Consider the following 26,841-nt stretch of genomic DNA (forward strand, 5'->3'; position numbering starts at 1 on the left):
CCCATACAAGCCTGTATGTTCATTGGAGATGAGAGATTAGCTCAAAAAGCACATAATATCGTTATTGCCGAAGAAGGATCGGAAATACACATGATAACTGGTTGTGCCACGGGAACTGATGTTTCATCAGCACTCCACATAGGTGTTTCTGAGTTTTACATCAAAAAAGATGCGAAAATATCCTACACCATGGTACATAACTGGGGAGAACAAGTGGAGGTCCGTCCCAGGACAGCTATTATTCTGGATGACAATGCCACCTACATAAATAATTACATACTCACCAGCCCGGTTAGAACCATACAATCCTATCCCACCGCCTACTGCAGGGGTGAAAATTCTAAGGTAGTATTCCAGTCCATACTGGGAGGTCAGAAAGATTCTATCCTTGATCTGGGTTCCCGAGTTATCCTGGAAGGTAAAGGTTCCAGTGCAGAGATGGTATCCCGGGCAGTGTCCAAAGACCAGTCACAAATCTTCTCAAGGGGACATTTAGCAGGGAAGACCCAAAATGTCAAAGGACACCTGGAATGCCATGGTCTGGTCTTATCAGATGATTCCATGATTTACGCCGTACCAGAACTGGAAGGTAGTGCCACTGAACTGGAAATGTCCCACGAAGCAGCAGTTGGTAAAATTGCAGAGGAAGAAGTTCTTTACCTCACATCTCGAGGTTTAACTGAGGAAGAAGCCGCATCCATGATTGTCAGAGGATTTTTAAGCATGGATATCACTGGTTTGCCACCAGAACTTGCTGCTGAAACCAAACGCATGCTCGACCAGAGTTTAAAAGGAATGTAAACAAATTTACAGTTTAATTCTCTTTTTTCTTATTATATTTTTGTTTTTGTTAAAGGGTTTCTTAATGGGTTTTTTCAATAATTATTTTGACTGCTGAAAATACCCTATTTTTTGTTTTAAAGGCCTATTTTCAATTTATATTTTTTTGATTTCAAATTACTGGAGGGGTCATCTGAAAATAACATACATGAAAGAGAAATGAAATAAGAAATGAAAATTATTAATGAATTATTTTTCCAATAAATAGAGAATTTATTCAGTTAAGAGAATATTATTTATTTAAATCAATTTAAAAGGAGTCTATCTTATCTATTGGATAAAAAAGTATTTATTTACTGGTAACTTGAAAAGGGTGATGGGTTTTTATTCAGAAATGATTATGAATTCACCCACCTTTTCCACTTTGCCAAATGGCACCAGTAAGGTGTCACCTTTCTGTTTAGAGCCTTTAACTGCTACTGTTCTCCCTTTATCGACTTTAATAACCACGTCAGTTATTTTTCCAGTTCTATCATTTATTATAAGTTCTTCAAGCTCGCCTAAGATTCGAGCGTTGTTTGTTGCGACTTGATAACCCTTAATTTCACTCCAAACCTTTTCTTCCCCTTTAATGAGTTTCCTTTCTTCTTTCTCAACCATAACCTCACCTTCCGGAGTTTCCCCCTAGTTTCTCTAGGCATATTATGTCCTCGGGGCTATTAATATTTAATGCCAGTTCTATTTTGTCGAGGACTAGAATTTCTTCATCTTGTTCTGTATTCTTCCCCCTTAATATATTTAATCCAGATGGAACCAGATTTCCCAGCACCAAACTGGGCTGGAGACCATGTTCACTGAAGATCTCCACCGATACCATTACTGACATGGCAGGTTTAGATGATCTCTGGTACTCATTTAAAACCCGGTCAATGATATCACTAGTTATGAGGGGAAGGTCTGAAGTGATGGTAAGAATCACTTCGTCCTTTAAATCATCCCTGGAAAGCAAAAAAGAGAGGTCTTCTACGTAACCTTCACCAGGAGTTTCAAGTAAATCAAAACCCAGGTTTTTAACATGGCGGGCTGTTTTAGGAGTATTAGGAGTTGTTGCCACCAATATCTTCCTGACCTGAGTCGAATTTTGTAATGCTTCCAATACGTATTCAATAAGAGGTTTTCCATTAATCATGGTAAGGGGTTTTTCCCCTAAAGATTTCATTCTTCTACCCTTTCCACCAGCCATGACCACAGCCAATACCATATAAAAACCTATCTTTGATTATTTTAAACATTTAATGGTGAACTATGAATTTAAAGATTTTCATTAATCAATTGAGCATAACTTATGATCTTTATCATTAATTTAATTTATCAGCCTATTTTTTATTTTTCCCCCATTAGTAGTTAGTTAAATTTTCAATAGAAGTTATATGATGGTTAAAATGGGAGAAATTAAAAAAAAGGAATTAAACTAAAAAATATGTTAGTAGCGGCTTTAAGAAAAATTTTCATAGATAATGCTGCCTAAAAAAAGGAAGGAGAATCTATTTTGATGTGAAAGTTTCTTTGGATTTAAAAAACTTTTTTTAACAACTATTTGCAACCTCTTTCACAGCAGTGATAGAATTAATTGTTTTTTTATTTTTATTATCAAAAATTATTTTTATTTTTTTAGTTTTTATTTTTTAAATAAAGGGTTCATATTCCAAATAATTGGAGAAGGGGAAACATGTGAAAATTCTACTTTGAAGTTCCCCTAGTACCTATTTCTTTCTTTTTTTCATGTGTTTTGAAACCAAAAAGAACCCTGAACATGTTTTTGAAGGGTTTCCAGTATAGGTGGATGTGAATAATGGTTCCAATAACCATTAGAATTGATAATTCAACATGCCAGAAGATTACCGATGGGTTTAATGCGGTCTTAATACCCAAGTTTATTAGTAATATTAATAAAACTCCGGTAATTCCGGTTCCCAGATATCCTGCCGTGACCAGAAGGTTCCATATTCTGCGATGTTTTCTTTGATCCAATATTCCTTTACTAAATAAGTAATAGGTAAATAAATAAGCTCCAATCAGTAAGATGCTGACTGGGAGCAGGAAATAATGCGTGCCATCACTGGGGATAGTGCCACTATCAACACCAGACCCTGGGTCTGCTATTGCGCTGGTATTTCCATCATGAGATGTGTTAAACTCATGGGATGATACTCCACTTGACTGGTCAGCCTGATCTTGAGTTGCAGTAGCTGCTTTAGAGCTACTGGTACTGGTAGAGGTACTAGTATCCGGATCATATGAAGAGGAAGATGATGCTGTTTCTGTGTTGGAACTGGTGCGAGAGGATGAAGACTGAGATAAATCACATATCCCATCCCCAGAATCTGTGAAACGTCCACACTGCCCTGGATAACTGCAGCTCAGTCCATAGGGACAGCTCGCACCGCAAGCTCCAGACATGGTAGTCAAGGTAATGAGGGGAACTGATGAAAGTACGGCTAACAATTTTTCCTTTAAGCTCATGACTGAGACCTCCTTTTAGCAGGAATGAACATTGTTCTTGAAGACTTCCAGTAAGTGTGGAAGTGGAAAATGGTGACCAGTGCCAGAGTCACTCCTAATTCAACATGCCAGTATAATAGAGGTTGGCTTATAGGTAGTGAAACTCCCAGCTCCAGCATTACCAGGAGGGTGAAACCTGCTCCTGCAGATATTAGGAAAGCAAGTCCTATGATCATATTCCATAGGTTAATATGAATTGCTTTTTTTATCATATTTAGTCTGTAAAGTGCGTAAGTAAATAAATAACCCACTATAAAGGGCATAGCCGGTAATATCATGTCATAAACCATTTTAAAATCACTCTCTTATTTTTTTTTGATCATCTGAATCATTTTTAGAAAATACAGGATATTAGATATTAATTATAGAGTATAATGCGAACAGTTTGAATTGAATACGAACAGTTCGATCCAAGGCCTTTTGTTGCTTTAATCACTAAATTAAGCCTTTATTTAAAAATACTTTTTCCAAGTTTACACCCAATTCTTTACCAGATGTGATTCAAGTAGAACTACTCGAAAAAATTTTTCTTCGAAGATTCAATCTGCCTCCAGTTGTTCAAATATGGAAAATGCATAAAATATGTGCTTGAATCACGAAATACGAAAATTTATTGTGTTAAAAATAATAAGGGGACCAGCTCTCTATTGGTAATAAAAAGTAAAAAAAACACATATACCTAATGATTCCGGTTGGTGAAAATAATATGCTTAGATTAATTAGAATGCATAAGTAGATGATGTTGAAATATCAACTATATTGCTCCATTAGTGGATTTTTACTCCTTGGTTACGCCAATCAGCACTGAAAGAGCGAAGAATTCTATGATGTTTAAGAAAAATATGGGGGTGCCCATTCCAGGGCCTTTGAAACCTTCCAGTGTTAATAGAAATCCTGTGAAAAGGGCATTCTGCAGTAGGAGGAGTAGGGCGAATGCTACCAGCCCAAAGGTGAACTGAGATTTGAATTGTCTGTAACTGCCTATATACATGTATAGTAAAACTAGTAATAAGCAGATGTTGGCGATTCCTAAAAAGATGTCGATGGTGATTAATTGGGAGTTTTCAAATCCAAATCCACCCATTCCAGTCCCATTACCCCCACCCATTCCATTGCCACTTCCTCCGTGATATCCAGGGCCTCCACCCTCGCCTGCTCCTCCTACTTGCATTTATATTCACTCTCCGTTAAAATAACTAAGTATTATTGAAATTTATTTTTTATATGCTTTTTTAGTTTATGGCTCCATTTTACTAAGAATATCTAAGAAGATGGGGTAATTCTCTTCCATACGATTTGATAAAAAGTACATTGCCCCGTATTTTTTCTCACCAGTGGAATTGAAAATTATATCATGATCTTCCAAGACTTTAATATGATGTTTTATGGTTTTATAATCCAGATCAAGCTCTTTAGAAAGCTGGTTGATATTGTATGGCCTATCATGAAGGGTTTTGATTATTCTGGCCCTGTTGACCCCCCCTTTACTACCAGCAATCAAATACCATAAAATTCTTTTCATGATGATCACAAATCTCTGTGAGATATATATTATGATTATAATTCCTAAAATATTTTTTAATTAATAAAATTCTTTAATAAAATTCCCAAAAAATCTGGATCTATAGACTTATTTAGGATACTTTCCAGGAAAAACTTAGAAAGATTATTTCTTCTGTAACTTCATTCTGGGTCCCAGTATGCATGGACCCCCCTGCCTACCACCAAGGGGTATGTGAGGTGTTCCCATGGAATTCATGCATCGGGCCATGACCGCCGAACCAAGAGCTAGAGCATCGGAGACAAACAGAACATCTTCAAAGTAATCTTTGGCAAATTCTAAAATGATTTTTGGTTTTTCACCAGTGATTCCTGCTCTGCCAGTTACTCCTAAGATAGATCCCTCCACAATAACTCCTTCATCAGAAGCTTCTAAAATGAGTCGTTTAACCACCATGGCACTGACATGATCCAGGGTAGCAAATAAGGTGTGAATATCAGTTGATTCAATAATTTCATGACCTAATTTAGTGAGTTCCGGGATTTCATCTCCATTTTTACCTACATCACAGCCAATAAGTGTTGTTCCTGCACTGTAAGCAGCTTGAGGATCCACTGGAACTGTTCCGAAACGTTCCCTACCTTCAGGAACTTTCCTGATATCTACATGTTCATGCGCCCGGGCTGCGAATTCTTCAGCTGCTTTCCAGTCGGCTTTTTTTAGGATTTCTTTATTGTAAATATCCAGGGCCGCACCACCCCTTTTATCCACCTTTTCAGTTCCACGAATTATAGCATCGGAAATGGCTCCAGCCAGCCCACAGAAATTTCCAATGGTTCTGGCATAGGGTTCATCATTGTTAACTATCCTACCAGCCAGCGTAGTTCCGAAATCCATTGAAACACAGGGGTTTCTATAATCTACTTCAGTCCACTTGGCGCCTGCTTTTATACCTGCAGTTACAAGTTCACCTTCCATTTCATTAGCCACTACTGCTCTTCCTGTGGGGGGAATTACACTTACCACTGCCCCGTCGAACATGACTTTATCCAGTAGGGTGAATTCCTGTAATGGTTTGGGTAAGCTGTCCTTGGAAATTGAGGGAGACATTTTACTGGGGGGTATTCCTGCCTCCAGGCAACCATCAGCCAGTGCAATGATAAGCTCACCCACTTCTTTAGGAGAGGCGAAACCTGCAGTGACCCCGGTTGAACGTACTACAAAGTCCAGATCGTCATCTATATTTATCTGGGAACGCTTCACAGATTCTAAAATGGTATCCCTGACCATTTCTGATACTGATTCTTTGGTGAGTTCCACGTGCCACACTGTCTCTCCAAAGACTTTTTCACCCTTTTTAGGTGGTCGGATGTCCCGGGTCATCTTCACAGTTTTATCCAAGAGATAGGTTCGACTGGTGTTGAGGTTGGTGGCTGTTAAAATACATTTGGTGGTGGTGTTTCCCAGTTCTACTGATGCCACAATATAATATTCATCAGGACGCAAATTAGCCCCGTAACCTCTGCCCACAGTTTTACGGGTAAATGGTGCCATTTTGGCATCTTCAATGGTAATGTATCTGCTCTTTGCAATGACAGGTTTTGGGCCTAAACCTAATAGTTTTTTGAGTAGTGACAAATTGATACCCCCAGATTCATAATATTTCCAAAATTAATTTATCTAAAATGAATATAAACATTGCGAATTGATTATGAGAATAAATTTTTTAAAAATATTATCGCAGATGTAAAAGGTCTAGATATAATACTGAAAAATTTAGTGAATAAAAAAAAAATAAGGATTTAGAAGAAGAAAATTTAAAGCTTATTGCTTAGTTAATTGGTTCTAACCAGGAGTATGGTGCAGGGGGCTGAGTGAACCACCTTTTCAGATACACTGCCCAGTAAACGTTTATCCACTAGGTTCTTTCCAGTTCCCAGTACTATTAAGTCAACATCTTCTTCTTCTGCTAATTTTACGATCTCATCTGCCGGGCTACCTTCACGCATTACTCCCCTAAAAGTTACCATATAATGTTTGGGGGACTGGAATGCTTGCTTTAAGCTGTCTAAAATCTCCTTTCCACGAGCTCTTAACTCAGCAGCCATCATTTCTTTTACTTTTTTAGGTGTTAAAAAGGGTACGGATGTTTCCACTACATAGACTCCTATTACTTCTGTTTCCCTTTCCTGTATGATATCCAAGGTATAGTCAATTATCTCGTCCATGTATTCGCCCATGGTGGCTACTAATATCTTTTCGTACATTCTAATCACCCATTAACCAAATATGAATATTCTGATTACAGCGTAAGCTATGTATGTTAATAATAATATTATGCCTCCGGTTCTATTTAATTTGCCTTTTCCCATTTTTATGAGTGCCATCAGTAAGATGGTTATCACGATCATAACCGGAGCATCGAAGATCAGGGAAGTTCTATCTACAGGCACACTTAGAAACAGTGCAGGAACTCCAATTCCTATTAATATGTTGAAGGTGTTACTTCCCAGTACAGTTCCTATGGATAGATCATGCAGTCCTTTCATGGCAGAGGTTAGAGTGACCACCAGTTCGGGTATACTGGTACCCACAGCCAATACAAAGAGCCCCATTATCATATCAGGTATGCTGAATATGTTTCCCAGTTCATTAGCACTGTAAACCAGAAGTCTGCAACCAATAATTAATCCTGCTAAACCAATAAGAACATAAATCACAGATTTTTTGCTAATTTTCTTTTTAGATTCCTCTTCAGATTCTTTTAGACTAGAAACTTTTTCAGTTTGAGCTTTTTGTATTTCTAATTTATCTTCATCTGTTTCTTCTGGCTCTTCCTCATCTTTTAGGGCATTTTCATCATTATGTTTCTTTTGTGCTTTGATTAAAATCCATAAATAAAAACAGTATGCTATGACCATTACTAATGCTGCAGGCCAATTTATATCTCCAAATATCATAAAAAATAGGAGAATTAAACCTGTGCCCAGCATCATCATCCAATCTCTGGTTAAGCCATCTTTACTGGTACGGATTAATCCAGCTACAGTGGCAGATATGCCTAGAATACCAGCTATGTTCCAAATATTGGAACCGATTACTGTTCCCACTCCCAGATCTGCACTGCCGGTCAATGTGGCTATCATTGCTGATCCAAATTCAGGAAGGGAGGTACCAATAGCAGAAGCAGTGACTCCTAAAATTATCTGAGATATACCTAAAGCTCCACCTATTTCCACTATATGATCAACAAATACGTCGGCTGATTTTATTACTATTATCAATGAAATTACCAGCAATCCTATGAGAGCTATTATTATAAACAAATTATCACCGGAATAGGGTTTCCGTTTTCCACCATATATATTTTGTGTTAATCAATTCTTCCTTAAATATAAAGATACTGAACTAGAATCTGATTAAAACACAATAAAAGTGGTAACCCATCATATATAAAAGTTTTTAATTTTAGTATTTTAGATGGAGATAGCATTTAAAAACGTGAATTGTGAAATGAGGTTAGATTTAATTCTAATATAATGAGTTGATGCTTAGTAATTTGAGAATGGAGAATTAATTTCTAAGAAAAATTAAAAAAAAATAGGTTTTATAGGCGTTATACACCTATAAAAGTTTGTTTATTGGATGTACTTCGTCTGGTTCTGTTCCTATATCTTTGGCTGCTTCAGCAATGAAGATATCAGCCATACCACAAGCAGGGAATGCCATTTTTGAGTTTTCTATAGGACCGAAAAGTACGAAGTCTCCTCCAACAGATTGCTGGATGAGGTTGGATCCTACGTCACAAACAGGCCATGCTTCTGGGTGGTCTTTTTTGTATCCTCGTAGCCAGTCCCATGCGGATGGTACGTTGTGAATACCACTTCCTACAGGGTATCCCCATTTGCTTTTAACAGCGTAGGATGTTCTGAGAGCTGGTCCTGCACCCTGTCCTAATGGAGTGATAGCCACATCCATGAATGGTTTGGTGATTCCACATTCTTCAGCCATTTGCAGAAGTCCTTTGTCCAGTACACTTCCACCGTTTTCCCAGATGTTGATTTTACCTTCAACACCTGCTTCCATGGGGTTGAAACCGAGAACTATGGATGCTGAGATATCAGTATCAGCAACAGCTTGCAATTCGTCAGCTTCAGAAGACATGTTAATGGAGTTGTAGATTGCTCTTTCGGCAAGCCCCACTTCATCTGCGTACTTAGCTCCATCCATTTTGGCTTCTGCTGAAGTTGAATCAATCATGAATGGCGCTTCAGTAACTTCTCCCACGAATTCTAAGTATTTAACCATTGCTTCGGGTGTTGCACCGAAGGTCTGGACAATACATGGGTTTCCAGTCACGTCCTGCATTTCTTCCATTGTTTTTATCAGGGCTTCGGCTTTGTCTTTGTCGAAGACTCCTGCTTTTTCATCACTTATAATGCTGTGTCCACCATAAAATATGGTTCCAGCTAAAACTGTGGGGTATTCGCCTGGTTGTCCACCTACTTTGACACCGGCCACATCTAAAACCACTTGTTCTTTGTCAAACCTTATCATACGTAAACCTCCTTGAATTAGACTCCTCCAAAGGTGGATAGGATCGCTCCTACCTTAACCACTTTGAATGCCACAAACAGGATTATTAGTCCTATAATTATTCCATACAAAATACCAATATCCCTGCCTACTTGTTGACCTACACGCTGGTTGATTTCACCCCATGTGAATTCAACCTTTTCATCCATTTCGTCTAATCTTTCATTAGCTTTGTTAAATTCTTCTGAAGGGACTATAACTGTTGGTATTCCTGCTTTTTCTTCTTCAGCCATGATTAAGCCCCCCTACTGGTCATTACTACATATAAGACTGGGAGACCGACGAGAAGAGCTGCCAGTATGAAGCCCAGTGCCATACCATAAATTCTGGTGGCTACGAGCCCGGAGAACAGTCTCTGATCTCGGCCTATCAGTTGGGTTCGGTATTTAACATCTGCTGCTACTTTTCTTATGCCTCGAATATTAGGTTTGTTTGATATTAACATCTAAAAAACCCCCATTATTTCAAGAGCAGAATGGTTCCCAGTGTCAGGATGAAGGCTAGGCCTATCATTATTCCCTGGACTTTTCCTGCGTACATTCCTGCGGCCATCCTGTTAAGACCACCAATGGATTTCACCTGGGTCTGGATGTTGCGCATTCTTGCCTCGATTAGAGCGGTTTCAGGAGCGACTGGTGGTATTTCTTCACCTTCTTCTTCTTCGCCACCGCCTTCTTCCACTTTAATAACCATTGCTTCTTCTTCGAAAGCTCCTGGATCTTTGTCAATGCATTCTTTGACTTTGGACTGTATGGTAGCAGCGTCCTCTACGTCAATTATGCTTACAATTTCCATTTGCTGTTGGAATCTTTCGATTCCTTCATCGGGTATGTTTTCTATGAAAGGTATGGCTCCAGTTGCATCTATGATCTTCCTCTTTTCAGGGTCGACACCATTGGCGTGGAGCGCCTCAATACTTTGACCAGTAATGTGTCCCTGCACTTCAGATCCAGTGAGGATCAAGAAACGGATGTTGGGGTTGGAGATGAGGTTTGCGATCATCTTTTCGATCCCTAAATTCTCAGTTTTGCAGGGTCCGGCAATAGCGGCTCCAGCATCCACTGGAATCTGTTCAATGTGAGAAGCCAGTGTAGTGGCTGCAACAGGGCTTTCTGGGTCGCCTACTACATAGTCCCCATTGATTACAGGCCATCCTTCTGCTGGTGCTTTCTTTTCAGCCAACTTTAACACCTCCTATAACAATATGGCCAGTAGTAACACTAATCCCAGAATGAATCCATAAACCATGTTGGTTAAGGTACCGGATAACAGGTAGGTTCCTTCCCTTCCAGGGTAGGAACCCTCAGACACGGTAGTTGGATCCAGGGCTGTGTATAAATCTTCTACTGCAACCTCTAATTCGTTTAATTGTTCGTTAACTCCATCCATTGATACGATAACTGCGCCACCTACAGCTGCGCCCACCATACCAGTGGAAGGGTCGATGGTCAGGTTCATTTCAGGAACGACTTTGACGAGTGGTAATATTTCCATTTTTATTCCTCCTAGTGTTCCTCCTCTTTAGGCCACCATCCAGACCAGGCCACAGATGCTGCGTCGTCTTTGGATGCTTGTAAGAACATTCTTATGGATATGAACCAGGCTAAAGCACCAATGATGGCTACAACCCACCATGCTCTGGATGATCCGATTCCTAAAAGGCCTACTATGGCCATGGATATGAATCCTGTGGATGCTGCCAGTTTCAGTGTTCTGACTCTGTCTTCCTGTGGTCCTAAACAGGCGTTGAATGGGTGTTGGATGGCCATGGTGTTCAAGATGAAGATTAGTCCAATGAATCCCGTGGCAACTACTGATTTTACTATGGGTGCCATGGCGTAACTTCCGGCAATGGCTGCTGAGAATCCCAGCACAGATATGGCAGCTGCACCACAAAGTTCCATGGTACCAGTTACCAGGACTGGAATTTTCATTCCTATGATCTTTTTACCTATTATGGCTATTACTCCACCCAATATCACAGCCAAGACCACACCTAATAGTGGTGCTATCATGGTGTATGCTGGTCCTATCATTAGGCCACCAGCCAGACCAGCCAGGGCGCCTATGATACCAACTGCCAGGGACATGTATCCTATGGAAGGTACACCAGTACCTAAACCGTAGCTGGCTACTCGGGCAATAGCATCTGCACCCCATATAATGGCACAAACAGCACCTAATGATGCTAGTAATGGTCCCAGTACAGGGTTTATTGGAGTTAGGTATATGCCTACGAGTCCGCCTATAATTCCAATACCAGCGGTCATTTTTGGATCCACAGCGGATTCACCGCCTCCTCCTGCTGCTACTGACATTAGAAGACACCTCCTTTAAGTAGTAATACTCCTATTAGTCCGGTTACTATGGATGCTATGAAACATGCCACAGCTCCTTTGGGTAATCTTTTGAATTTTGGGTCGTGGAAACCTTCGATGGTTCCTCCAATGTTGTAGGAAGCAATTACAGCATTAACGAAGAATAAACTTAATGCGAAAATTCCTGCAACCATGGCTGCTGCCACTGATGTTGATCCTGATATTAATGGTGCGTATGCAGGTAAGGTTACCAGTGATTCATAGACTGCCCAGTAAGCTAGTCCTCCGCCTATTCCACCTAGGAGTCCGCCGATTATTCCACTGACGAAACATACGGTTGGTATTCCGTGTCCTTCAGTTCCCGGTGTTACGTATTTTTCTTGATTATATTTAGTCAAAGGATCAGTTTCCACTTTTGCTGAGGCAGGTACGGTTCCTACACCGAATATGTATACCCAGTTACCTACCAACATGGTGATTCCTATCATGAGCATGGAACCGACAGCTCCGGATGCTAGGATTAACCATAGAGGGGATCCAGTCATGGCTGCAGCTGTGATGAGTCCAGTCATAGCTGAACCAGCGGCTAACATGGCTGTTCCTGTTCCCACACCTGTTGCTGTTGCAATAGCTGCAGGAGCACCACCCACTGGTAAGAAGTGCACACCTCCTCCAATTAGGACACCTGCAACTGCTACAGAACCTATCATTATTAATGGGTCCATCATAAAACCTCCTTATTCCTTGTATGGTCCGTATTTGTTTCTGGCAAATACTTCGATTCGGTTGTTGATGTATATTAAGAGTAAGACTATCAAGAGGCCTGCAATTACTCCTCCGGTAGCTCCGAAAACTATAGTGATCCAGAAGCTCAGGAATACTATGAGTCCAAAGGCGAATCCGGTTACAGGTCCACCAAACTTGGCACAGAAGTAAACAACGTCAATGGAGTTCCTGGCACCGAGTTCTGCATTTCTGGTTATATCACCGTGAATAGCTACTGGAATACCTCCTCCAAATGGGTATTGTTGATATTCTCTTTCAGCACCATAGTGAACATCTCCTGTGGATGAACCTATAGCACCGATGGTTATTCCCCACAGTACTGCCAGGAAGGGCAGTGCGAATGGGTGAGCAAAGCCTGGTAAGTTTAAAGTCATCAGGTATGATAATCCTACAATACAGAAAGATACTATAAATCCATGACCAGCTATTGGTCCTAAGTGAGAGGTAACAACATCCAGGAATAATGGTTGATTGAATTGTGATTGGCTTACTATCCTTCCTAAGTGAGATGTTGTAGCATATACAGTGTGTACTAAAGCTGCTATGGCTGCTCCTCCAGCAATTGACATTATTACTGGTAGTTGCAGTGATCCCATCAGAACAAAAGCTACAGAACCGGCTATACCGGCCCATGTACCAAAGGCTACAGGTTCACCGGAAACAGCCTTGTTAATCATCCTGTGAAGGTTACCCATTTGAGGTGCCAGTTGCACCTGGGAGTTAGGGTTACTCTGTGATCCTACATCGGACTCTAAGTCCTCTGCAGCACCAGCAATGGTTGCGGCAGCGCCCATTAGAGCAACAACACCTAATCCTGCGATCATACTCGTAGGGTCCATATTTTATCCTCCTTTTTTTTAAATAAATAAAAAAAAATAGGTGTTGGGTAACACCTATTTATTTGGCTGGGGAAATGAGAGCTCTTTCTCCGGCTGGTTCGAATTCTCTGAGTGCACCTTTAGCGAACTCGGCCCTAACATCTCTGAAGTCGAAGGTTAGGTTGGGGTCAGCAAAGGCGATTTTCACCAGTGGGTTCAGGACGAATGCGTCTCCACGGGCAGCGTGAGCAGCCTGTGAGATACCAGCGTATTCACCCTGGTGACCCACGTTCATGGCGTAGTTGGGGTAGTTAGCTCCACGTAGTTCCAGTGGTAATCCTTCGTCTCCACGGATGGAGAATACGTTGGATGCTCCACACTGGTCCTGCAGGTCGTAACCGTAGAAACCAAGTCGGCTGTGCTGTTCTTTGTGCAGGTACATAGATAGGTACCATCCACTTAGAGCAGTCTGAGCGTTTGCGGTTGCGAAACCTGTGGAACAACCAGATGCTGCAGCAACTACAGCAGCCCTCTGTGATCCACCGAACTGGTCTTCCAGGAGTGCTGGGAATTCTTCGTACTGTTCCAGACCGTAGAATGTTACTTCAGATGCTACATCCAGTACAGTGTCCATGGTGTTTGGTGCTTCGCATAGTCCACCGTATTTGTCTTCCACGTATTCTTTACCGTAGTAGGTGAAGTCGTCGAGGATGTTGTCGGTGTAGGCAGCGGTAGCGTATTGGGTGAATCCAACACCACCGGACATGTAAGATCCTAGCCAGATCTGGTCGTATAACATGGCCCCTGAGGCCACAACGTCCAGGGTTACTCGGACAGGGTCTTCCCAGTTAACTCTTGAGGACTGGCAGATATCTGCCAGGTATCCGAAGGCTATTCCTCCAGGTTCGTTTTCCCCTCTTGCTCTTCTTACAGGTAGGTAAGTACCCATGTGGATAACTTCTGCGTGTTTAGCTGCATATGCGAAGTCACCGGTAGCGGCTTCACCAGCAGCCTGTTTGTAGGCAGAAATCATTGACATACCCACTTGCATGGCAGACCATCGTGAGGTGGTACCACCGTCACAGGTTCGGGATACAATGGTTGGTATGCGCACCACTGTCCACATTTGATCCCCTACTTCTGCTTTGAGAGCATCAGCTTGGTGTTCTGGGAATTCTTCGTTGATGTTAAGGACGTATCTCTGGTCTATTTCATCAGCGATTTCGTCGTTACCGGTGAACACTTTCACGTAACTGTCGGCAGTTAGTAGAGGGTGGGTTTCCACCATGTGTTCTTGGACTACTGCTGCACCAGGCATAGCGTGGTTAACAGTTTCCAGGTAGTGGGTAATGGTTTCTGGGGTAACTTCTTTACCTAACCTTTTTTCTATAACTGTGTGTGCTGTGTTTAAGCCCACAATAACAGTTCTTCGGATGTCATCCCAGAACTGCTGCATGGCAGCGTTGTTAACGAAGTGTAGGTCGTCACCTTCTACGAAGGTGTCGGTTGTGGAAACCTGGTAGGGCATTAAAACCCTTTGTCCTAAAGGTGTACCGACATCTGGGTCGTATTGAGGGATTCCTCGCTTCTTAGCTACTTCTTTACCAGCTTCCACGAATTCCCTTTTCCTTTCGGACTGTTTCCATCCGCCAAATTTGTAGTAGGTGGTTGTCTTTTCGTCAGGGGCTTCCTCGAATTTTTCTTTTAATGCTCTTATAAACATTTTGTCAGCCATTTTTCCACCTCCTTATTCAGGACCGTACCCACCTTGGGATCTCAGTACGTGTATTCTGTGCAGTACTTCCACTGCATCAGCGTCGTCTCTGTAGGCTTCACCATCTTTACGGTAGATGGTGGTCATGCTTTTGAGTTTTTCTTCGTCTAGTGGTTCTCCCAGTATCACTGGTTCGTCGAGTTCGTCACCAATCTGGTTTTTAACTCCTTCGACTTTTCCAGTGGATTTGTTGAAGACCTGTCTTCTGAGCATGTCGAACATCATACCGTCTTCGTCAAGTCTTAGGGAGTGTCCGTGTACAGTTTTTCCTCTGAAACCTGTTCGAGCTGGGTCAAAGAATTCAGTTTCCAGTAGTTCTTTGGAAACCTTTTCCAGGTCTCTTTCACGGGTTTCGATGATTTGTCGTCCTGATAGGGTACCAGCGTCAGCTCCTCTAAATCTGCATAAGTAAGCCCTGGACCTTAGGAAGGGGTGGGCTGGAGCAAAGTACATGGAGTCAGCGAACTGTATGTATCGTACTCGGTCACCGGCTTTTGCACCATCCAGTGGCTCAACCATTTCTCGAATGGCGTCGTCAGGTTCGTCCATCTCTTCTAGAGGTGGGTGTACGCTGGGATATTCTTCACCAGGAGCTCTGTGACCTAAGATCTTTACTACATCTTCGTCAGAGATCTCCCTTAATTTTTCTAATTCTACATCGGGGTTGCAGAATCTTCTTCGGTTCTCTGCAACCTTACTGGTTCCGGGGTAGTATTGTGCCATATTCATGCACCTCCTAATGCTAATCTCACCTTTCTAATAATTTCATCCAATTTCTCTTGGGGACAGGTTTCTCCTCTTATAACTCCGCTGATTATGTCCACAATTTCACCTTTAGTTTTAGGTTCTTCGGGCATAACTGCTTTGGTTTTAACACCGATTTTCGCGAAATCTTCAAAGTCAACTGGGTATTCGCATACTACAATACAGGGCCGGTTTACATGACGTAAAATCAGGCGGGCCTTGTATACTATGTGATGTCGAACCCCTCCCAGGTGCACTAAAACCACTTTGAACCTTTTAATCTGTTCTTTTTCCTTGGGAGTTAAACCGAAAAGGCTGCCTCCTCCTGCAGTGGGTGCGTCCTGAGGGACTCCTGCTCCTGCGTTTAAGACCAGTGTGCTGGTCAAGATGTTGGCTTCTCGCAGGGCAAAGGTTATTTCGCATACTGGTTTAGTTATGTGCCTTCTGCCAGGCGACATTGCTATGGCCAGTACATCATTTCCACACTCTGCAAATGTTCCCCTCTGGGCTATTCCGCCTCCTTCGCCCATTCCCATTGTTTCTCTACAATCGACTACGTGGGTACATTTGCCTATCATTTTTAATCCTTCTTTTTGATTATGGTTGCTCTTTCACTGAGCTGTGCGTTTTGATCTGTTAATCCGACCAGTTCGTCAGGTATATCATCGACTGCTTCTCCGTATTTTATGTCATCGGTGACGGTTTTCTGCTTCCTGATAAAGGTTCCAACATGAATGTTGTAACCAAAGGGCAGATTATCATCACATATGGGTCTCACTTGTTCAATGACTTCTTCTTCCTCAATTTCCATTAGAACACGCCCTGTTTTAACCTGTAAGTCAACTTCTTCACCCTTAATGGTGATGACTCTGCGGTCAGGGTTGTCTTCATCCTGAGGAAGTCTTTGTCCGTGTATTACCATTCTTTTTACGCCTTCCAATTTTTCCAAGTCGTTTAACAACTTTTCAGTGGTATCTGCGCTTAAAAGTCTGTGTGGAAATATTTCGATGTCCATTTAGTTATTTACCCCCAAATTTGGATTTTTTTATTTAGACTTGGTTTTTAATCTCCGCTGCTGCTTCGTTCACGTATTTCAGTGGTTCTCGGAACTCGTCCACTTGACTGAACACTTCTTTGATTAGTCCGGAGGTTGCTTCAGGTGAGAACATCTGTGTACCTGCGTCTAGTGCCATTGCTGCTGCCACACATGGTATGGCGAAACCTTTACTGTGTCGAGTCACGATGTGGTTACCGTTAAAGATACCAGGACCTCCACCACCGTATATAGAGTGGCTGAAGAAGGAGAATCCTACTGCTACACCTTCAGCTCGACCGAAGTCTACGCTTGGTAATCCAGTTTCGAATTCTAGAATGTCGTTGTAGTATAGGATAGTTGAGGATACACCTTGGGCAGCACGTGCAGCACCCTGGTTAACCATGGTGGCTGCTATTAATCCTGCAGCGGCGTATGCATTCCATTTAGCCATGTCATCGGTTCCGTAGACATTGAACCCGTTCAGGTCTTTTTCTACACCGATAACACCATCTGCTTTAGCCCTTTCAACAGTGGATTCTATGACTGATCCAACGGTACCTGTAGCACCATTTTCTTTTACCAGGTCGAATACCATGTTGTCAGCGTTCATTCCCTGGTAAGCCAGTCCTAATAGGTGCATTCTTTCGAATTTTCCTACTGCATCACCCATTTCAAACATTGCTGATTGTTCCAGGATGCTGGAAAGAGCTGATGTTTGCATGGTGTTTTTCAGGGTTGCTGCTACCACGTGGTTGACCAGAATGTTACGCAGAGCATAACCTGGGCCTTCCAGTTTTTGTGGTAGGTCTAACATGGATGCAATGTTTCCACCTAAGTACTCCACAGATTGTGGGTATCTTCCTAAGATAGCTGCTTTGACCATGTTGGCGTCGTACATGTCTACGTCACATACGTCAATTATGGCTTGTACAAATGCAGCAGAAGTTACCAGTGGAGCTGCTGAATATTCAGCTGCTGCTTCGAAACGTGCGGATGGAACTTGGACTAATGCCCTTTTTCCTCCACCCAGTAGTTCTACTGTGGTATCGTCGTCTTCCTCGACCTTTATCATTTCTTTTGCTTTTTCTGCAATTGCTTCTGCGTTTCCTACAATGTCCAGGTCCATTTCTCGGCCTAGAATCTTACATGCAGGTCCACCTACTTTTGCAGTTTTCAAAGCGTTTTCTGTACCTTCGAGGTTCACTGCTATAGTCCTTTTTATACCTTGTACAATCGATTTGATTGCTGGGTTTTTCAATGGACTTAAGGCTTCTATGGGGACTTCTGCTTCGACAAGATTACCCCTGTCGTCGTACAAGTCGACCTTATCTTCAAACTTTGCCATTTTTTCCCTCCTACAGATTCTTGTATACCAATTCTTTGTACCAGATCACTTGTGAACATAAAATGTTTATGTTCACTAGGGATTCAATGTTCCCATGGTACTATATGATATACGATTCTCCGTATACTGTTAGATATGTATTAAACTTTCTTCTTGAATCAAATAGAAAGACTTATAAGTGACCCTTTCGAAACTTTATGTCAGTGCATAAAATGCCTCCTCAGAAAAGAGGGAAGCAAAAAATATGTCTAATAATATCTTATTTTATAATATAATTGTTTGAAATGTTGATATCATGCAAATAATTGCAGATGTGGGTGGTATACCCGGTAAAGACTGTAGAGGGTTCTGTAAATATTGCTATTTTCGCAAGGTTAAAGAAGGTGATCCTTTAGGATGCAGAACATGCCTCCCTGGTACTTTCGGATGCGAACAGTGCACTTCAGGAGTCAGAGAACAAAAAAACGAATTTATACCTCCATTTATGGTTGTCAACTCCGTTAAAACATCAATTATGATGGGAAACTTCCCTGAAGAGGATCTTAAAATCAACATCAGTGGTGGAGGAGATGTTAGTTGTTATCCTCACCTTCTGGATATCACTTCTGCATTTTCCCAGTGGGAAATTCCCATCCACCTGGGATACACCAGTGGAAAGGGTATCGATGATCCCCAGATGGCCACCAATCTCATTTCTCACGGAGTTGAAGAAGTAACCTTCACTGTTTTTTCCACCAATCCAGATCTAAGAAAAAATTGGATGGGTGATAAAAATCCACAAGCAGCCCTTGATGCTTTAAAATTGTTTTCAGAAGGTTGTGAAGTTCATGCCGCTGCAGTTATCGTTCCCGGAGTTAACGATGGAGAAGAGCTAAGAAGAACCTGCAGTGACCTGGAAGAGTGGGGTGCTAAGGCATTTATCCTGATGCGATTCGCCAACTACCGCAACCAGGGCCTGATACTGAGAAACGAACCCATCATCGAAGGACTGGAACCACACAGTCTGCAGGAATTTGAGGAACTGGTGCGCAGTATAAATAAGGAATTCAACCTCAGAGTGACCGGCACCCCGGTATGCGACCCTGAAAACGATTCACCCTTTGCCTTGAGCCTAGAAAAAAATTGGGAATATCTGGACATATTATCCGAGGTTACCTCTGAAGCTACGGTCTTAACCAGTAAGGTAGCCAAACCCTATATTGAAAAAATATTCAATGCAATAGGGGCTTCAGATCTGGTTAATGTGGTGGCAGCAGATCAGGACATAGGCTGCCTAATAACCCAGCAAGATCTGGAAGATTTGGACCTTCAAGACCTTAAAGAAACCGTAATGATCCCTGGTAGAGCCTTTGTTCATGATAAGAAAGCCACTGAAATTTTAAGTAGAGATGGGGTGGAGCGTATTGTAGCCCGGGGTCCTGATAAACTCAGTGTTGATGGGGAAATGAGTGGCACACTAAGCCCTGAAGATGTGCTTAAAACAGAATTAATAGCATTCCAGGACCTCATAGAAGCCATAAACTTCTTTGGTGTAAGAAAAAAATAATATAATAATAAAATTGGAATTATGTGGAATTAACCCAATTAGAAGTTAAAATATATCTTTATTATAAGGAATTAACCTAATTTTTTATCAGAAATTTTATCAGAAAATTTTTTGTATGGAAATTCATATAAATGAAATTCAAATAACACATAATCAAATAGATAACGAATTATATTCATCTTAATCTTCTAATTTGTGATATGATGGAGCATAAACTGAAAATAACTGTTTTAACCCCTGAGTTCTATAGTTACGGTGCTCTTTTAATTGCGGGTTTACTGCAAAAATATGGTTACCCTGTAAAATTGCAGAAAGGATTTAAGGAAGATGTTGATGCAGATATTGTTTTTATAAGCTTACAATCAACCATACACCTTTTGAAATATCAGGAAGAACTGAAAGCCATCCCTGCCTTTAAGATAGTAGGAGGGCCAGTTACACTTTCCCCTGAACTGATTTTTAAGTGCCTACCCGTAGATCTGGTGGTGGTGGGAGAGGGTGAAAATACCCTATATAATATATTAAGGGTTTTTGAAAAGAAATCCACCAGTGATGTTTTCGCCTTAAAAGGTTCTGATTTCAAATATTTAGAAGGAGTAGCTTTCAAAGAAGATGATAGGATTACTATCACTGGTCAAACTTCACCTGCACCTTTAGAAAAGAATTTGTCAATGGTGCCTCCAGATATTTCCTCTGAAAATATCAGGGGGGCTAATGTTTACTTGGAAACACATCGCGGATGCCCTGGTAACTGTGGATTCTGTGGAGTGCCGTGTTTCTTTGGTAGAGAAGTGAGAAGCCGCCCATTAGAAGACATCTTAACTGAAGTTAAACATTTCCTGAAAAATGGTGCACGGAAAATAGCCATTAGCGGTGGAACAGGTTCTCTTTATGGAAGTAGCAAATTCAAAAATGTGGATGAAGAAGCCTTTGTTAAGCTCTTAAAAGAGATATCGAAACTTACAGGACCCAAAAATCTTACCATACCTGATGTCAGGGTGGATTTAATCAGTGATGATATTTTGGAGGCTATCAGCAAATACACTAATGGATGGGTTTTCTTTGGGATTGAATCAGGCAGTGACCGCATTCTTCGCCATATGAAAAAGGGCATAACCGTGGAGCAAGTTCGTGAAGCAGTTGATATGGCCCGTGAGCAGGGGATAAAGACTGCGGGTTCATTTATTGTTGCTTATCCTGGAGAGGAAGAGGATGACTTCCAGGATACATTGGATCTGGCGGATGAGTTAATGCTGGATGATTATTTCATTAGTATCGCTGAACCTATCCCTGGAACTGATTTAGGCAATGAAATAGCTGATTTAGATCTGGAAGATAATATTCTTTTCCAGGAAAGCCAGAAATATAAAAGACATAACTTCAGTCTGGCTGAAGAAAGAGCACTGGATCTTATGATTGAATCATATGTGTTTAGAAGTTATCCCATCCCCATGACTCAGAATCTATTATCTAACCTTATAGATGAGGTCCGATCACAAGGAGAACATATAAAAAGAGTTACTGAGTTGATTAAAAACAATAAACTCTCCAAAAAATAGATCCTCCAGTTGATCCAATTGATCCTCCAATTTTCAAATCAGAAATAAAAATCCGAAATAACTCAATGAGACTATTTTATATAGAAACTTTATTGGAAAACTTTACTTTTTATTGAACTTTTTGGAAATATATGGAAAAATAAATTCTCATAAAGTATTGATTACCTCAAAAGTTAAACACATCCCCAGCAGCGCATTCTGCATATGAATTAGAAAACCTACTGCGGATTTCATCCTTTCTCTGGGTGCAATGACAGGGCACTACCAGATCTATTCCATCCAACATATCTAATTCCCTGGAATCGTGCAACCCCCCAATAAGGGCTTTCACTTCACCTTCACCAATATTTCGAGCATTTTTTATTATACTTTTTAAATCAGGATGAGCACATCCTGTTATAATGACCTTTCCCATCCCTTCACCAATTTCTACCACCATAGACTGCTCTTTTATCTTTTTTCCTAATTCTCCAGTTGTCCACACACCATCAGTTATACTCTGAGACTGTTCAATTTCCAAGATTTCTGATCTATTTCTTATTTCACTTTTTAGGTTTTTAGAAAATGATTTTAAGAGAATAACCTTTGGATTTTTCATTAAGGGCAATATGTGGGTTATCCCACCCATGTGATCCCAGTGGTCATGGGAAAGCACTACCATATCTATTTCTTCAACTTTTACCTCCGCTGCTTGGAGATTATGTAGTAACACATTACCATCCCAACCCGTATCAAAAAGTAATGTAGAGTCATTAAACTCCACCAGGCTGGAAAATCCCCAGCCAGCCTTAAAACCTGGGTGACAGTTATTGTCGTATAACACAGTAATTTTCAGGGAACCCTTCTTGTTCATGTGATCGTGCGCTCCGGGAATGATTTTCTCTTAATGAATTTTTTTCTCTAATTATGATTATTTTATTATTGTACTTTATTATTGTACTTTCAGATCTATAGAGTTTTTCATTATTTCTTCAAGGTTATCTCCTTTTGGAGGTAAAAAACGAATGAAAGACTCTGAAAGAACATATTTAGGACCTTCACCCATTTCTTTAGTTAAAATAATATCAACATTTTCTCTTGCCAGAAATTCAGCAGTTTTTATCCCCCTCTTTTTTTCTATTTCATATGCTGGATTATTTTTTATCTGGTAAGTTTCTATCTCCCCCTTACTAACATCCCATATAAAGAAATAGGGTATCTTTCCAAAATGTTTGGATGGAATTGATTTAAGACCATTATTATTTTCAACAGCGATTGCAAACCTAATTTTATCCTTTTTCACGGGCTCTACATGCACCATCAATGTTTCAAGCTTTTTTACCTCTTTTTTAACCATTTTTTCCACTTCAGTGGAAATTTCATGTGCTTTTTCCACTGACATCTCTTTTTTAGTTTCCAGGTGGAGTTCTGCAAATATGTAAGGTCCTGAACTCCTCACTTTGACTTCATGAACCCCTTCCACACCATTAACAGATAAAGCCAGTTCTTTTATTTTTCCAACGGTTTCAGGATCCAGAGTAGCGTCAAGAAGCACCAATATCGCATTTTTTCCGATTTTTAAACCCATCCAAATAATCAATAAGGATACCACTACTCCAGCAACACCTTGAAGGCTTAGATAACCAATATATGATGCCAGTATACTTGCAAAAACCAGTGCAGATGAAAAAACATCAATTAAGCTATGTTTAGAGTCACCTAAAAGGGCTGGTGATCCTATTTCATCACCTATCTGTTTTTCGTAACGGGAAAGTAGGAAAGATACAATTACTGCAATAGCAGCAACTATAATGGCAATAAAGGGCATTTTTAAAGGTTGAGGATCAATTATTCCCTGAAAAGACTCCATGATAATTTCCAGACCACCAATTACAATTACCACTGCAATAATAAGCGAGGACATGGTCTCTGCTTTGTAGTAACCATACGGGAATCTCTGGTCCGGTTTCCTCTGGGAAAGTTTAAGACCGATATAAACAGCTAGAGAAGCAAATATATCGGAAAAGGAATGGATTGAATCTGCAATGAGAGCTACACTTCCAGATAATAATCCAAAAATGCCTTTGATTACACTTAAAAAGAGGTTAGTTAATATGGCATATTTGGCTGCCCTTTCACCTTTTTTTAAACGTTCTTTGCCACCTTTTAGGTTACTAGAATTTTTTTTGACCATTCTTATATTGCCTCGTCATCTTATATTCAATACATCTTATTCAATACCGGTTAATAGATTGGTTGTTAATACAGAGGAATGTTTTGCATCTGAAACAGACAATTTTCCATTATCTGTTTGAATATGGGTCTAAAATTTTTTTCATAAACTACAGCAGGTTTTAAATTTACCAGTGCCCTTACGAATCTGACATCATATGGAATCAAACCTAATACTGGAATTTGGTTGGTTTTGAAGTAGTCCTGTAGATGAGCTGTGAAGTCTCTGTTGATTCCCCAGCGGTTAATTACCGCTGCGCAGGGAATGTTAAAATGATCAACCAGTTCTATGGCTCTTTTAAGATCCCAGAAGGCCGCAGGAGTAGGTTCAGTTACCAATATTACATAATCACTGCCCCTTACAGAGGCAATAACTGGACATCCAATACCTGCAGCCGCATCCAAAATCATATAATCTGCCTGGATATCTTCTGCAATTTTAGAAGCCCTTATACGAAGTTCGTTTACCACCTTACCAGAACCAGATTCCCCTATTTTAAGCTGTCCAGAGACTATAGGAAACCCATACTGTGTTTTTCCAACACCCAAACTGCCGTTTTCAACCTTTTTAAGAGTAAGAGCCCCAGTTGGGCAGGCTAATTCGCAAGCACCACATCCCACACATAATAATTCATTTATTTCAGGCAGTTCTTCCTCCTGGTTCCAGGTGATTGCTGAGTATTTGCAAGCTTCTACACATTTTCTAAGACCCTGACATTTGGGGCAGAATTTAAGTGACTGGCATTTCTCTTTTGATAGTTGGATTTTTTCCCCGGTTATCAGTGATTCCCAATTATCAAAATTTTCTTCATATAAACCTAAAACAAGAGCTAAATTAGGGGCATCAGCATCACAGTCAACTGCCACTATTTTATTATCTTTTGCCAGCATTACAGATAATGAAGCAGCTAAAGTGCTTTTACCCGCGCCCCCTTTCCCTGATAGTACAGTGATGGTTTTCATTTTTGTAATCCGCCTTCTTGACCTTCATGATTTAGTTTACTTACTAAAGTATTGGCAAGTTCTTCAATATTTTTATGAACCACTGGTTGACCTCGAGAGTGTTTTTTCAATATATCTCGTTCGTATGGAATTTTCTGAATTATTGAAACATCATTATTCTTGGAAGCATTTTCGATAAGATCCAGATTGCCTACATCATATTTGTTAACGATTATCTGTGTGGGTAACTCCATGATTTTTAAAAGTTGAAGGATCAATTCCAAGTCATGTTTTCCTAGAGGAGTTGGTTCTGTTACTGCTAGGGCCAGATCCACGCCAATCATTGCGGAAATAACATTACAATGCGTTCCTGCAGCAGTGTCAATAAGGATGCAGTCATAATCTGAAGCCAGTGCATCAGCGTATTCTCTGGTGGCATTGACCACCAGGGATGTGGTTTCACAACCAACATCCATCTCCCCCCAGATGAGAAGGAGATTATATTTATCTCTTTCTTTATTTGTTCTAGTGGGCAGTTGAGATTCACCCTGATAAATAGCTCCGATAACCTTTCGACCCTCACTCAGGGCTCCGGAAGAACATACCAAGAGACAGGCCCCGCAACCGTTGCACTGGCGAGTGACTATGAATGGGTATTTATCTTTAACCATTACTACTGCGTTTTCCTTGCATACGTCAGCACAACAGCCACACTTTATGCATTTTTCCTGATTAAATCTAGGAAGCAGTGCATGGACATCTTTAACCTTTTCACGGGTTGTGGAGAGGATAATATGATCATCAGGGCATTCAACATCAGCATCAACCAGCAATAGTCTATTTTCTTTTGAGAGTTCAAGGGCTAAAGCTGTTGATATAGTTGATTTCCCTGTGCCTCCTTTTCCTCCTGTTACAGCAATTTTCATAAGAAATTCCTTCAATTATGCACTAATTTCACTTTTTTGGATTTTTGGCGATTTATTTGAATCTGTATTTGATTCGTGGAAATAATACGTTAAATTCAAAGATCTATATTTGACTGTAATTATCCTCTTCCTCCCTTTCTTGCTCCCATGCCGGTTCTGCGTCCCCGGGCAGATGGGTCTAAATTTTGCAGTTTTCCCTGGGATAGGAGAGTTAAATTTTCTTCTACTGTGCCTGGGACCATCTGGTAGGTTTTTATATCCAGTTGTTTTAAAACTTCAAAGGCGTTAGGACCAACAGATCCTGATATAATAGCCTCTGCCCCTTCATCTCCAACCATTCGGGCAGTTTTTATACCTGCACCACCTTCAGTTGTAGTGGGATTTGGTATTATCTTAAAATCTTTAAAATCCCCATCCACTAAATCTAATACTATTAAATGGGAACATCTTCCAAATACAGGACTGGCCTGTGAATCCAGACTTCCTCCACTGGCAGCTATTGCTACTTTCATCAAATCACCTCTTATTTACAAACCTTATCTTCAATTTTGGAAACTATTTCCAAGAACTTTTTTGACATTTCAGACTCTGGATCTGCAAGAACAAATGGTTTCCCCTGATCTGAATCTTCCCTAACACATGTTTCCAGAGGTAGGTTTCCTAGATAGGGTATTTCCAATTCTTCTGCAAGTTCTGTTCCTTCGCCTTTTCCAAAAATTTCAATCTCTTCTTTACAATGGGGGCAAATGAAACCAGACATGTTTTCTATGATTCCTAAAATGGGAATTTTAAGTCCTTTAACCATGTTTACACATTTTCTAACATCTTCACCGGCAACTGCCTGGGGGGTGGTAACCATTACCACTCCATCCAGTGGACTGATGGATTGTAAAACTGTTAAAGGTTCGTCTCCAGTTCCCGGTGGATTATCAATGATTAAAATGTCCAGTTTGCCCCATGAAACATCAGATAAAAACTGTCTTATGGCACCGGTCTTTTTGGGGCCCCTCCAAATTATGGGGGATCCTTTGGAAGGTAACATGAATTCTATTGATAAAACATCCAGATTCTCTCGCACTTTAAGGGGTAATATGCCCAGTGGGGATTGTTCTAAAATTGCGTTTTCAACACCTAACATATGGGGAACATCCGGACCGTGCAGATCCACATCCATTAAACCTGTGCGATAGCCTTTTAAAGCAAATGCCATTGCTAGGTTTACAGCTATGGTTGATTTCCCCACCCCTCCTTTACCACTCATGACAGCAATTTTATGTTTTATATTGCTCAGCCGCTTTACTATGGCGATGTCCTGTTGCATTATGAGTTTTTTCTGTTCTTTTTCTGAAATTGTTTCTTCTTCTGCTTTCAAAGGATCATCCCTCAACTCTGATAAT

Annotated in this window: 31 protein-coding genes (1 of these 31 only partly in view); 3 read left to right on the forward strand and 28 right to left on the reverse strand. The window is 40.7% G+C overall.

The window, feature by feature from the left end:
* On the forward strand, positions 1 to 801 hold the 3' portion of the coding sequence (locus HVN35_02375) for a SufD family Fe-S cluster assembly protein (GenBank protein ID NYB51398.1). 420 nt of this gene lie to the left of the window's left edge; the window shows 801 of its 1,221 coding nt (coding positions 421-1,221); the start codon falls outside the window, past its left edge; it ends in the stop codon at positions 799 to 801.
* A gap of 363 nt (positions 802 to 1,164) precedes the next feature.
* On the opposite strand, the gene HVN35_02380 is transcribed toward HVN35_02375, so the two are convergent.
* The 22 genes from HVN35_02380 to mcrB all read right to left on the reverse strand — a co-directional run bounded on the left by HVN35_02380 (position 1,165) and on the right by mcrB (position 18,260).
* The gene (locus HVN35_02380; GenBank protein NYB51399.1) at positions 1,165 to 1,440 is read right to left on the reverse strand and encodes a PRC-barrel domain-containing protein; all 276 of its coding nucleotides are present in this window, start codon (positions 1,438 to 1,440) and stop codon (positions 1,165 to 1,167) included.
* Positions 1,441 to 1,444: 4 nt separating this feature from the next.
* On the reverse strand, positions 1,445 to 2,041 hold the full coding sequence (locus tag HVN35_02385; protein ID NYB51400.1) for an NTP transferase domain-containing protein: 597 nt from the start codon (positions 2,039 to 2,041) through the stop codon (positions 1,445 to 1,447).
* 479 nt (positions 2,042 to 2,520) lie between these two features.
* A complete protein-coding gene (locus HVN35_02390) occupies positions 2,521 to 3,303 on the reverse strand; it encodes a hypothetical protein (protein ID NYB51401.1) in 783 nt (260 codons plus the stop codon).
* Positions 3,300 to 3,632 (reverse strand): hypothetical protein, encoded by a 333-nt coding sequence (locus tag HVN35_02395; protein ID NYB51402.1) that lies wholly within the window; start codon positions 3,630 to 3,632, stop codon positions 3,300 to 3,302. The genes HVN35_02390 and HVN35_02395 overlap by 4 nt, the downstream gene beginning before the upstream one ends.
* Before the next feature lie 488 nt (positions 3,633 to 4,120).
* Entirely contained in the window at positions 4,121 to 4,513 is a 393-nt protein-coding gene (locus HVN35_02400) for a hypothetical protein (protein ID NYB51403.1), read from the reverse strand.
* Between the two features lie 66 nt (positions 4,514 to 4,579).
* Positions 4,580 to 4,864, reverse strand: a complete 285-nt coding sequence (locus HVN35_02405; GenBank protein ID NYB51404.1) for a winged helix-turn-helix transcriptional regulator — start codon at positions 4,862 to 4,864, stop codon at positions 4,580 to 4,582.
* A 144-nt stretch (positions 4,865 to 5,008) separates the two neighbouring features.
* Positions 5,009 to 6,481 carry a methanogenesis marker 14 protein gene (locus HVN35_02410; GenBank protein ID NYB51405.1) on the reverse strand — a complete coding sequence of 491 codons (1,473 nt, stop codon included), beginning with the start codon at positions 6,479 to 6,481 and terminating at the stop codon, positions 5,009 to 5,011.
* A gap of 197 nt (positions 6,482 to 6,678) precedes the next feature.
* The gene (locus HVN35_02415; protein NYB51406.1) at positions 6,679 to 7,110 is read right to left on the reverse strand and encodes a universal stress protein; all 432 of its coding nucleotides are present in this window, start codon (positions 7,108 to 7,110) and stop codon (positions 6,679 to 6,681) included.
* Positions 7,111 to 7,122: 12 nt separating this feature from the next.
* A complete protein-coding gene (locus HVN35_02420) occupies positions 7,123 to 8,163 on the reverse strand; it encodes a calcium/sodium antiporter (protein ID NYB51407.1) in 1,041 nt (346 codons plus the stop codon).
* A 304-nt stretch (positions 8,164 to 8,467) separates the two neighbouring features.
* Complete coding sequence (gene mtrH, locus HVN35_02425) at positions 8,468 to 9,400, reverse strand: tetrahydromethanopterin S-methyltransferase subunit H (protein NYB51408.1); 933 nt, start codon at positions 9,398 to 9,400, stop codon at positions 8,468 to 8,470.
* 17 nt (positions 9,401 to 9,417) lie between these two features.
* Positions 9,418 to 9,672, reverse strand: a complete 255-nt coding sequence (mtrG, locus tag HVN35_02430) for a tetrahydromethanopterin S-methyltransferase subunit G (GenBank protein NYB51409.1) — start codon at positions 9,670 to 9,672, stop codon at positions 9,418 to 9,420.
* A 2-nt stretch (positions 9,673 to 9,674) separates the two neighbouring features.
* Positions 9,675 to 9,884, reverse strand: coding sequence for a tetrahydromethanopterin S-methyltransferase subunit F (gene mtrF, locus HVN35_02435; GenBank protein ID NYB51410.1), 210 nt, complete (start codon positions 9,882 to 9,884; stop codon positions 9,675 to 9,677).
* A gap of 14 nt (positions 9,885 to 9,898) precedes the next feature.
* Positions 9,899 to 10,621, reverse strand: coding sequence for a tetrahydromethanopterin S-methyltransferase subunit A (gene mtrA / locus HVN35_02440; GenBank protein ID NYB51411.1), 723 nt, complete (start codon positions 10,619 to 10,621; stop codon positions 9,899 to 9,901).
* A 12-nt stretch (positions 10,622 to 10,633) separates the two neighbouring features.
* Entirely contained in the window at positions 10,634 to 10,933 is a 300-nt protein-coding gene (mtrB, locus tag HVN35_02445) for a tetrahydromethanopterin S-methyltransferase subunit B (protein NYB51412.1), read from the reverse strand.
* 11 nt (positions 10,934 to 10,944) lie between these two features.
* A complete protein-coding gene (mtrC, locus tag HVN35_02450; protein NYB51413.1) occupies positions 10,945 to 11,757 on the reverse strand; it encodes a tetrahydromethanopterin S-methyltransferase subunit C in 813 nt (270 codons plus the stop codon).
* A complete protein-coding gene (mtrD, locus tag HVN35_02455) occupies positions 11,757 to 12,482 on the reverse strand; it encodes a tetrahydromethanopterin S-methyltransferase subunit D (protein ID NYB51414.1) in 726 nt (241 codons plus the stop codon). Before mtrD ends, mtrC begins: the two co-directional genes overlap by 1 nt.
* A gap of 12 nt (positions 12,483 to 12,494) precedes the next feature.
* Positions 12,495 to 13,382, reverse strand: a complete 888-nt coding sequence (gene mtrE / locus HVN35_02460; protein NYB51415.1) for a tetrahydromethanopterin S-methyltransferase subunit E — start codon at positions 13,380 to 13,382, stop codon at positions 12,495 to 12,497.
* Between the two features lie 58 nt (positions 13,383 to 13,440).
* A complete protein-coding gene (gene mcrA / locus HVN35_02465; protein ID NYB51416.1) occupies positions 13,441 to 15,096 on the reverse strand; it encodes a coenzyme-B sulfoethylthiotransferase subunit alpha in 1,656 nt (551 codons plus the stop codon).
* Positions 15,097 to 15,108: 12 nt separating this feature from the next.
* Entirely contained in the window at positions 15,109 to 15,858 is a 750-nt protein-coding gene (mcrG, locus tag HVN35_02470) for a coenzyme-B sulfoethylthiotransferase subunit gamma (protein ID NYB51417.1), read from the reverse strand.
* 2 nt (positions 15,859 to 15,860) lie between these two features.
* A complete protein-coding gene (gene mcrC, locus HVN35_02475; protein NYB51418.1) occupies positions 15,861 to 16,457 on the reverse strand; it encodes a methyl-coenzyme M reductase I operon protein C in 597 nt (198 codons plus the stop codon).
* A 2-nt stretch (positions 16,458 to 16,459) separates the two neighbouring features.
* Entirely contained in the window at positions 16,460 to 16,894 is a 435-nt protein-coding gene (mcrD, locus tag HVN35_02480) for a methyl-coenzyme M reductase operon protein D (protein NYB51419.1), read from the reverse strand.
* A gap of 34 nt (positions 16,895 to 16,928) precedes the next feature.
* Positions 16,929 to 18,260 (reverse strand): coenzyme-B sulfoethylthiotransferase subunit beta, encoded by a 1,332-nt coding sequence (gene mcrB, locus HVN35_02485; GenBank protein NYB51420.1) that lies wholly within the window; start codon positions 18,258 to 18,260, stop codon positions 16,929 to 16,931.
* A gap of 295 nt (positions 18,261 to 18,555) precedes the next feature.
* Between mcrB and mmp10 the strand changes: the two genes are divergently transcribed.
* Both mmp10 and HVN35_02495 read left to right on the forward strand, forming a co-directional pair.
* Complete coding sequence (mmp10, locus tag HVN35_02490; protein ID NYB51421.1) at positions 18,556 to 19,806, forward strand: methyl coenzyme M reductase-arginine methyltransferase Mmp10; 1,251 nt, start codon at positions 18,556 to 18,558, stop codon at positions 19,804 to 19,806.
* A gap of 203 nt (positions 19,807 to 20,009) precedes the next feature.
* On the forward strand, positions 20,010 to 21,365 hold the full coding sequence (locus tag HVN35_02495) for a TIGR04014 family B12-binding domain/radical SAM domain-containing protein (GenBank protein ID NYB51422.1): 1,356 nt from the start codon (positions 20,010 to 20,012) through the stop codon (positions 21,363 to 21,365).
* A 166-nt stretch (positions 21,366 to 21,531) separates the two neighbouring features.
* Here HVN35_02495 and HVN35_02500 read toward each other — a convergent pair whose 3' ends face one another.
* From HVN35_02500 to HVN35_02525, 6 genes are all read right to left on the reverse strand, one after another.
* On the reverse strand, positions 21,532 to 22,218 hold the full coding sequence (locus HVN35_02500) for an MBL fold metallo-hydrolase (protein ID NYB51423.1): 687 nt from the start codon (positions 22,216 to 22,218) through the stop codon (positions 21,532 to 21,534).
* A 78-nt stretch (positions 22,219 to 22,296) separates the two neighbouring features.
* Positions 22,297 to 23,538 carry a cation diffusion facilitator family transporter gene (locus HVN35_02505; GenBank protein NYB51424.1) on the reverse strand — a complete coding sequence of 414 codons (1,242 nt, stop codon included), beginning with the start codon at positions 23,536 to 23,538 and terminating at the stop codon, positions 22,297 to 22,299.
* A 65-nt stretch (positions 23,539 to 23,603) separates the two neighbouring features.
* The gene (locus tag HVN35_02510; GenBank protein NYB51425.1) at positions 23,604 to 24,539 is read right to left on the reverse strand and encodes a P-loop NTPase; all 936 of its coding nucleotides are present in this window, start codon (positions 24,537 to 24,539) and stop codon (positions 23,604 to 23,606) included.
* The gene (locus HVN35_02515) at positions 24,536 to 25,444 is read right to left on the reverse strand and encodes a P-loop NTPase (GenBank protein ID NYB51426.1); all 909 of its coding nucleotides are present in this window, start codon (positions 25,442 to 25,444) and stop codon (positions 24,536 to 24,538) included. The genes HVN35_02510 and HVN35_02515 overlap by 4 nt, the downstream gene beginning before the upstream one ends.
* A 119-nt stretch (positions 25,445 to 25,563) precedes the next feature.
* Complete coding sequence (locus HVN35_02520) at positions 25,564 to 25,956, reverse strand: NifB/NifX family molybdenum-iron cluster-binding protein (protein ID NYB51427.1); 393 nt, start codon at positions 25,954 to 25,956, stop codon at positions 25,564 to 25,566.
* 11 nt (positions 25,957 to 25,967) lie between these two features.
* A complete protein-coding gene (locus tag HVN35_02525) occupies positions 25,968 to 26,765 on the reverse strand; it encodes an Mrp/NBP35 family ATP-binding protein (GenBank protein NYB51428.1) in 798 nt (265 codons plus the stop codon).
* Between the last annotated feature and the right edge of the window lie 76 nt (positions 26,766 to 26,841).

The organism is Methanobacteriaceae archaeon (assembly GCA_013403005.1).
Taxonomy (GTDB): domain Archaea; phylum Methanobacteriota; class Methanobacteria; order Methanobacteriales; family Methanobacteriaceae; genus Methanobacterium.

Coding starts and splice junctions, on each gene's coding strand:
- HVN35_02510 (NYB51425.1), bottom strand. CDS start 24,539: ATGAAAACCATCACTGTACTATCAGGGAAAGGGGGCGCGGGTAAAAGC.
- mtrE (NYB51415.1), bottom strand. CDS start 13,382: ATGGACCCTACGAGTATGATCGCAGGATTAGGTGTTGTTGCTCTAATG.
- HVN35_02505 (NYB51424.1), bottom strand. CDS start 23,538: ATGGTCAAAAAAAATTCTAGTAACCTAAAAGGTGGCAAAGAACGTTTA.
- mcrD (NYB51419.1), bottom strand. CDS start 16,894: ATGGACATCGAAATATTTCCACACAGACTTTTAAGCGCAGATACCACT.
- HVN35_02495 (NYB51422.1), top strand. CDS start 20,010: ATGGAGCATAAACTGAAAATAACTGTTTTAACCCCTGAGTTCTATAGT.
- mtrH (NYB51408.1), bottom strand. CDS start 9,400: ATGATAAGGTTTGACAAAGAACAAGTGGTTTTAGATGTGGCCGGTGTC.
- HVN35_02385 (NYB51400.1), bottom strand. CDS start 2,041: ATGGTATTGGCTGTGGTCATGGCTGGTGGAAAGGGTAGAAGAATGAAA.
- HVN35_02520 (NYB51427.1), bottom strand. CDS start 25,956: ATGAAAGTAGCAATAGCTGCCAGTGGAGGAAGTCTGGATTCACAGGCC.
- mtrC (NYB51413.1), bottom strand. CDS start 11,757: ATGTCAGTAGCAGCAGGAGGAGGCGGTGAATCCGCTGTGGATCCAAAA.
- mcrA (NYB51416.1), bottom strand. CDS start 15,096: ATGGCTGACAAAATGTTTATAAGAGCATTAAAAGAAAAATTCGAGGAA.
- mtrF (NYB51410.1), bottom strand. CDS start 9,884: ATGTTAATATCAAACAAACCTAATATTCGAGGCATAAGAAAAGTAGCA.
- mtrD (NYB51414.1), bottom strand. CDS start 12,482: ATGGACCCATTAATAATGATAGGTTCTGTAGCAGTTGCAGGTGTCCTA.
- mcrC (NYB51418.1), bottom strand. CDS start 16,457: ATGATAGGCAAATGTACCCACGTAGTCGATTGTAGAGAAACAATGGGA.
- HVN35_02390 (NYB51401.1), bottom strand. CDS start 3,303: ATGAGCTTAAAGGAAAAATTGTTAGCCGTACTTTCATCAGTTCCCCTC.
- mtrG (NYB51409.1), bottom strand. CDS start 9,672: ATGGCTGAAGAAGAAAAAGCAGGAATACCAACAGTTATAGTCCCTTCA.
- mmp10 (NYB51421.1), top strand. CDS start 18,556: ATGCAAATAATTGCAGATGTGGGTGGTATACCCGGTAAAGACTGTAGA.
- HVN35_02515 (NYB51426.1), bottom strand. CDS start 25,444: ATGAAAATTGCTGTAACAGGAGGAAAAGGAGGCACAGGGAAATCAACT.
- HVN35_02395 (NYB51402.1), bottom strand. CDS start 3,632: ATGGTTTATGACATGATATTACCGGCTATGCCCTTTATAGTGGGTTAT.
- HVN35_02500 (NYB51423.1), bottom strand. CDS start 22,218: ATGAACAAGAAGGGTTCCCTGAAAATTACTGTGTTATACGACAATAAC.
- HVN35_02380 (NYB51399.1), bottom strand. CDS start 1,440: ATGGTTGAGAAAGAAGAAAGGAAACTCATTAAAGGGGAAGAAAAGGTT.
- HVN35_02405 (NYB51404.1), bottom strand. CDS start 4,864: ATGAAAAGAATTTTATGGTATTTGATTGCTGGTAGTAAAGGGGGGGTC.
- mtrB (NYB51412.1), bottom strand. CDS start 10,933: ATGGAAATATTACCACTCGTCAAAGTCGTTCCTGAAATGAACCTGACC.
- HVN35_02525 (NYB51428.1), bottom strand. CDS start 26,765: ATGCAACAGGACATCGCCATAGTAAAGCGGCTGAGCAATATAAAACAT.
- mcrB (NYB51420.1), bottom strand. CDS start 18,260: ATGGCAAAGTTTGAAGATAAGGTCGACTTGTACGACGACAGGGGTAAT.
- HVN35_02400 (NYB51403.1), bottom strand. CDS start 4,513: ATGCAAGTAGGAGGAGCAGGCGAGGGTGGAGGCCCTGGATATCACGGA.
- mcrG (NYB51417.1), bottom strand. CDS start 15,858: ATGGCACAATACTACCCCGGAACCAGTAAGGTTGCAGAGAACCGAAGA.
- HVN35_02415 (NYB51406.1), bottom strand. CDS start 7,110: ATGTACGAAAAGATATTAGTAGCCACCATGGGCGAATACATGGACGAG.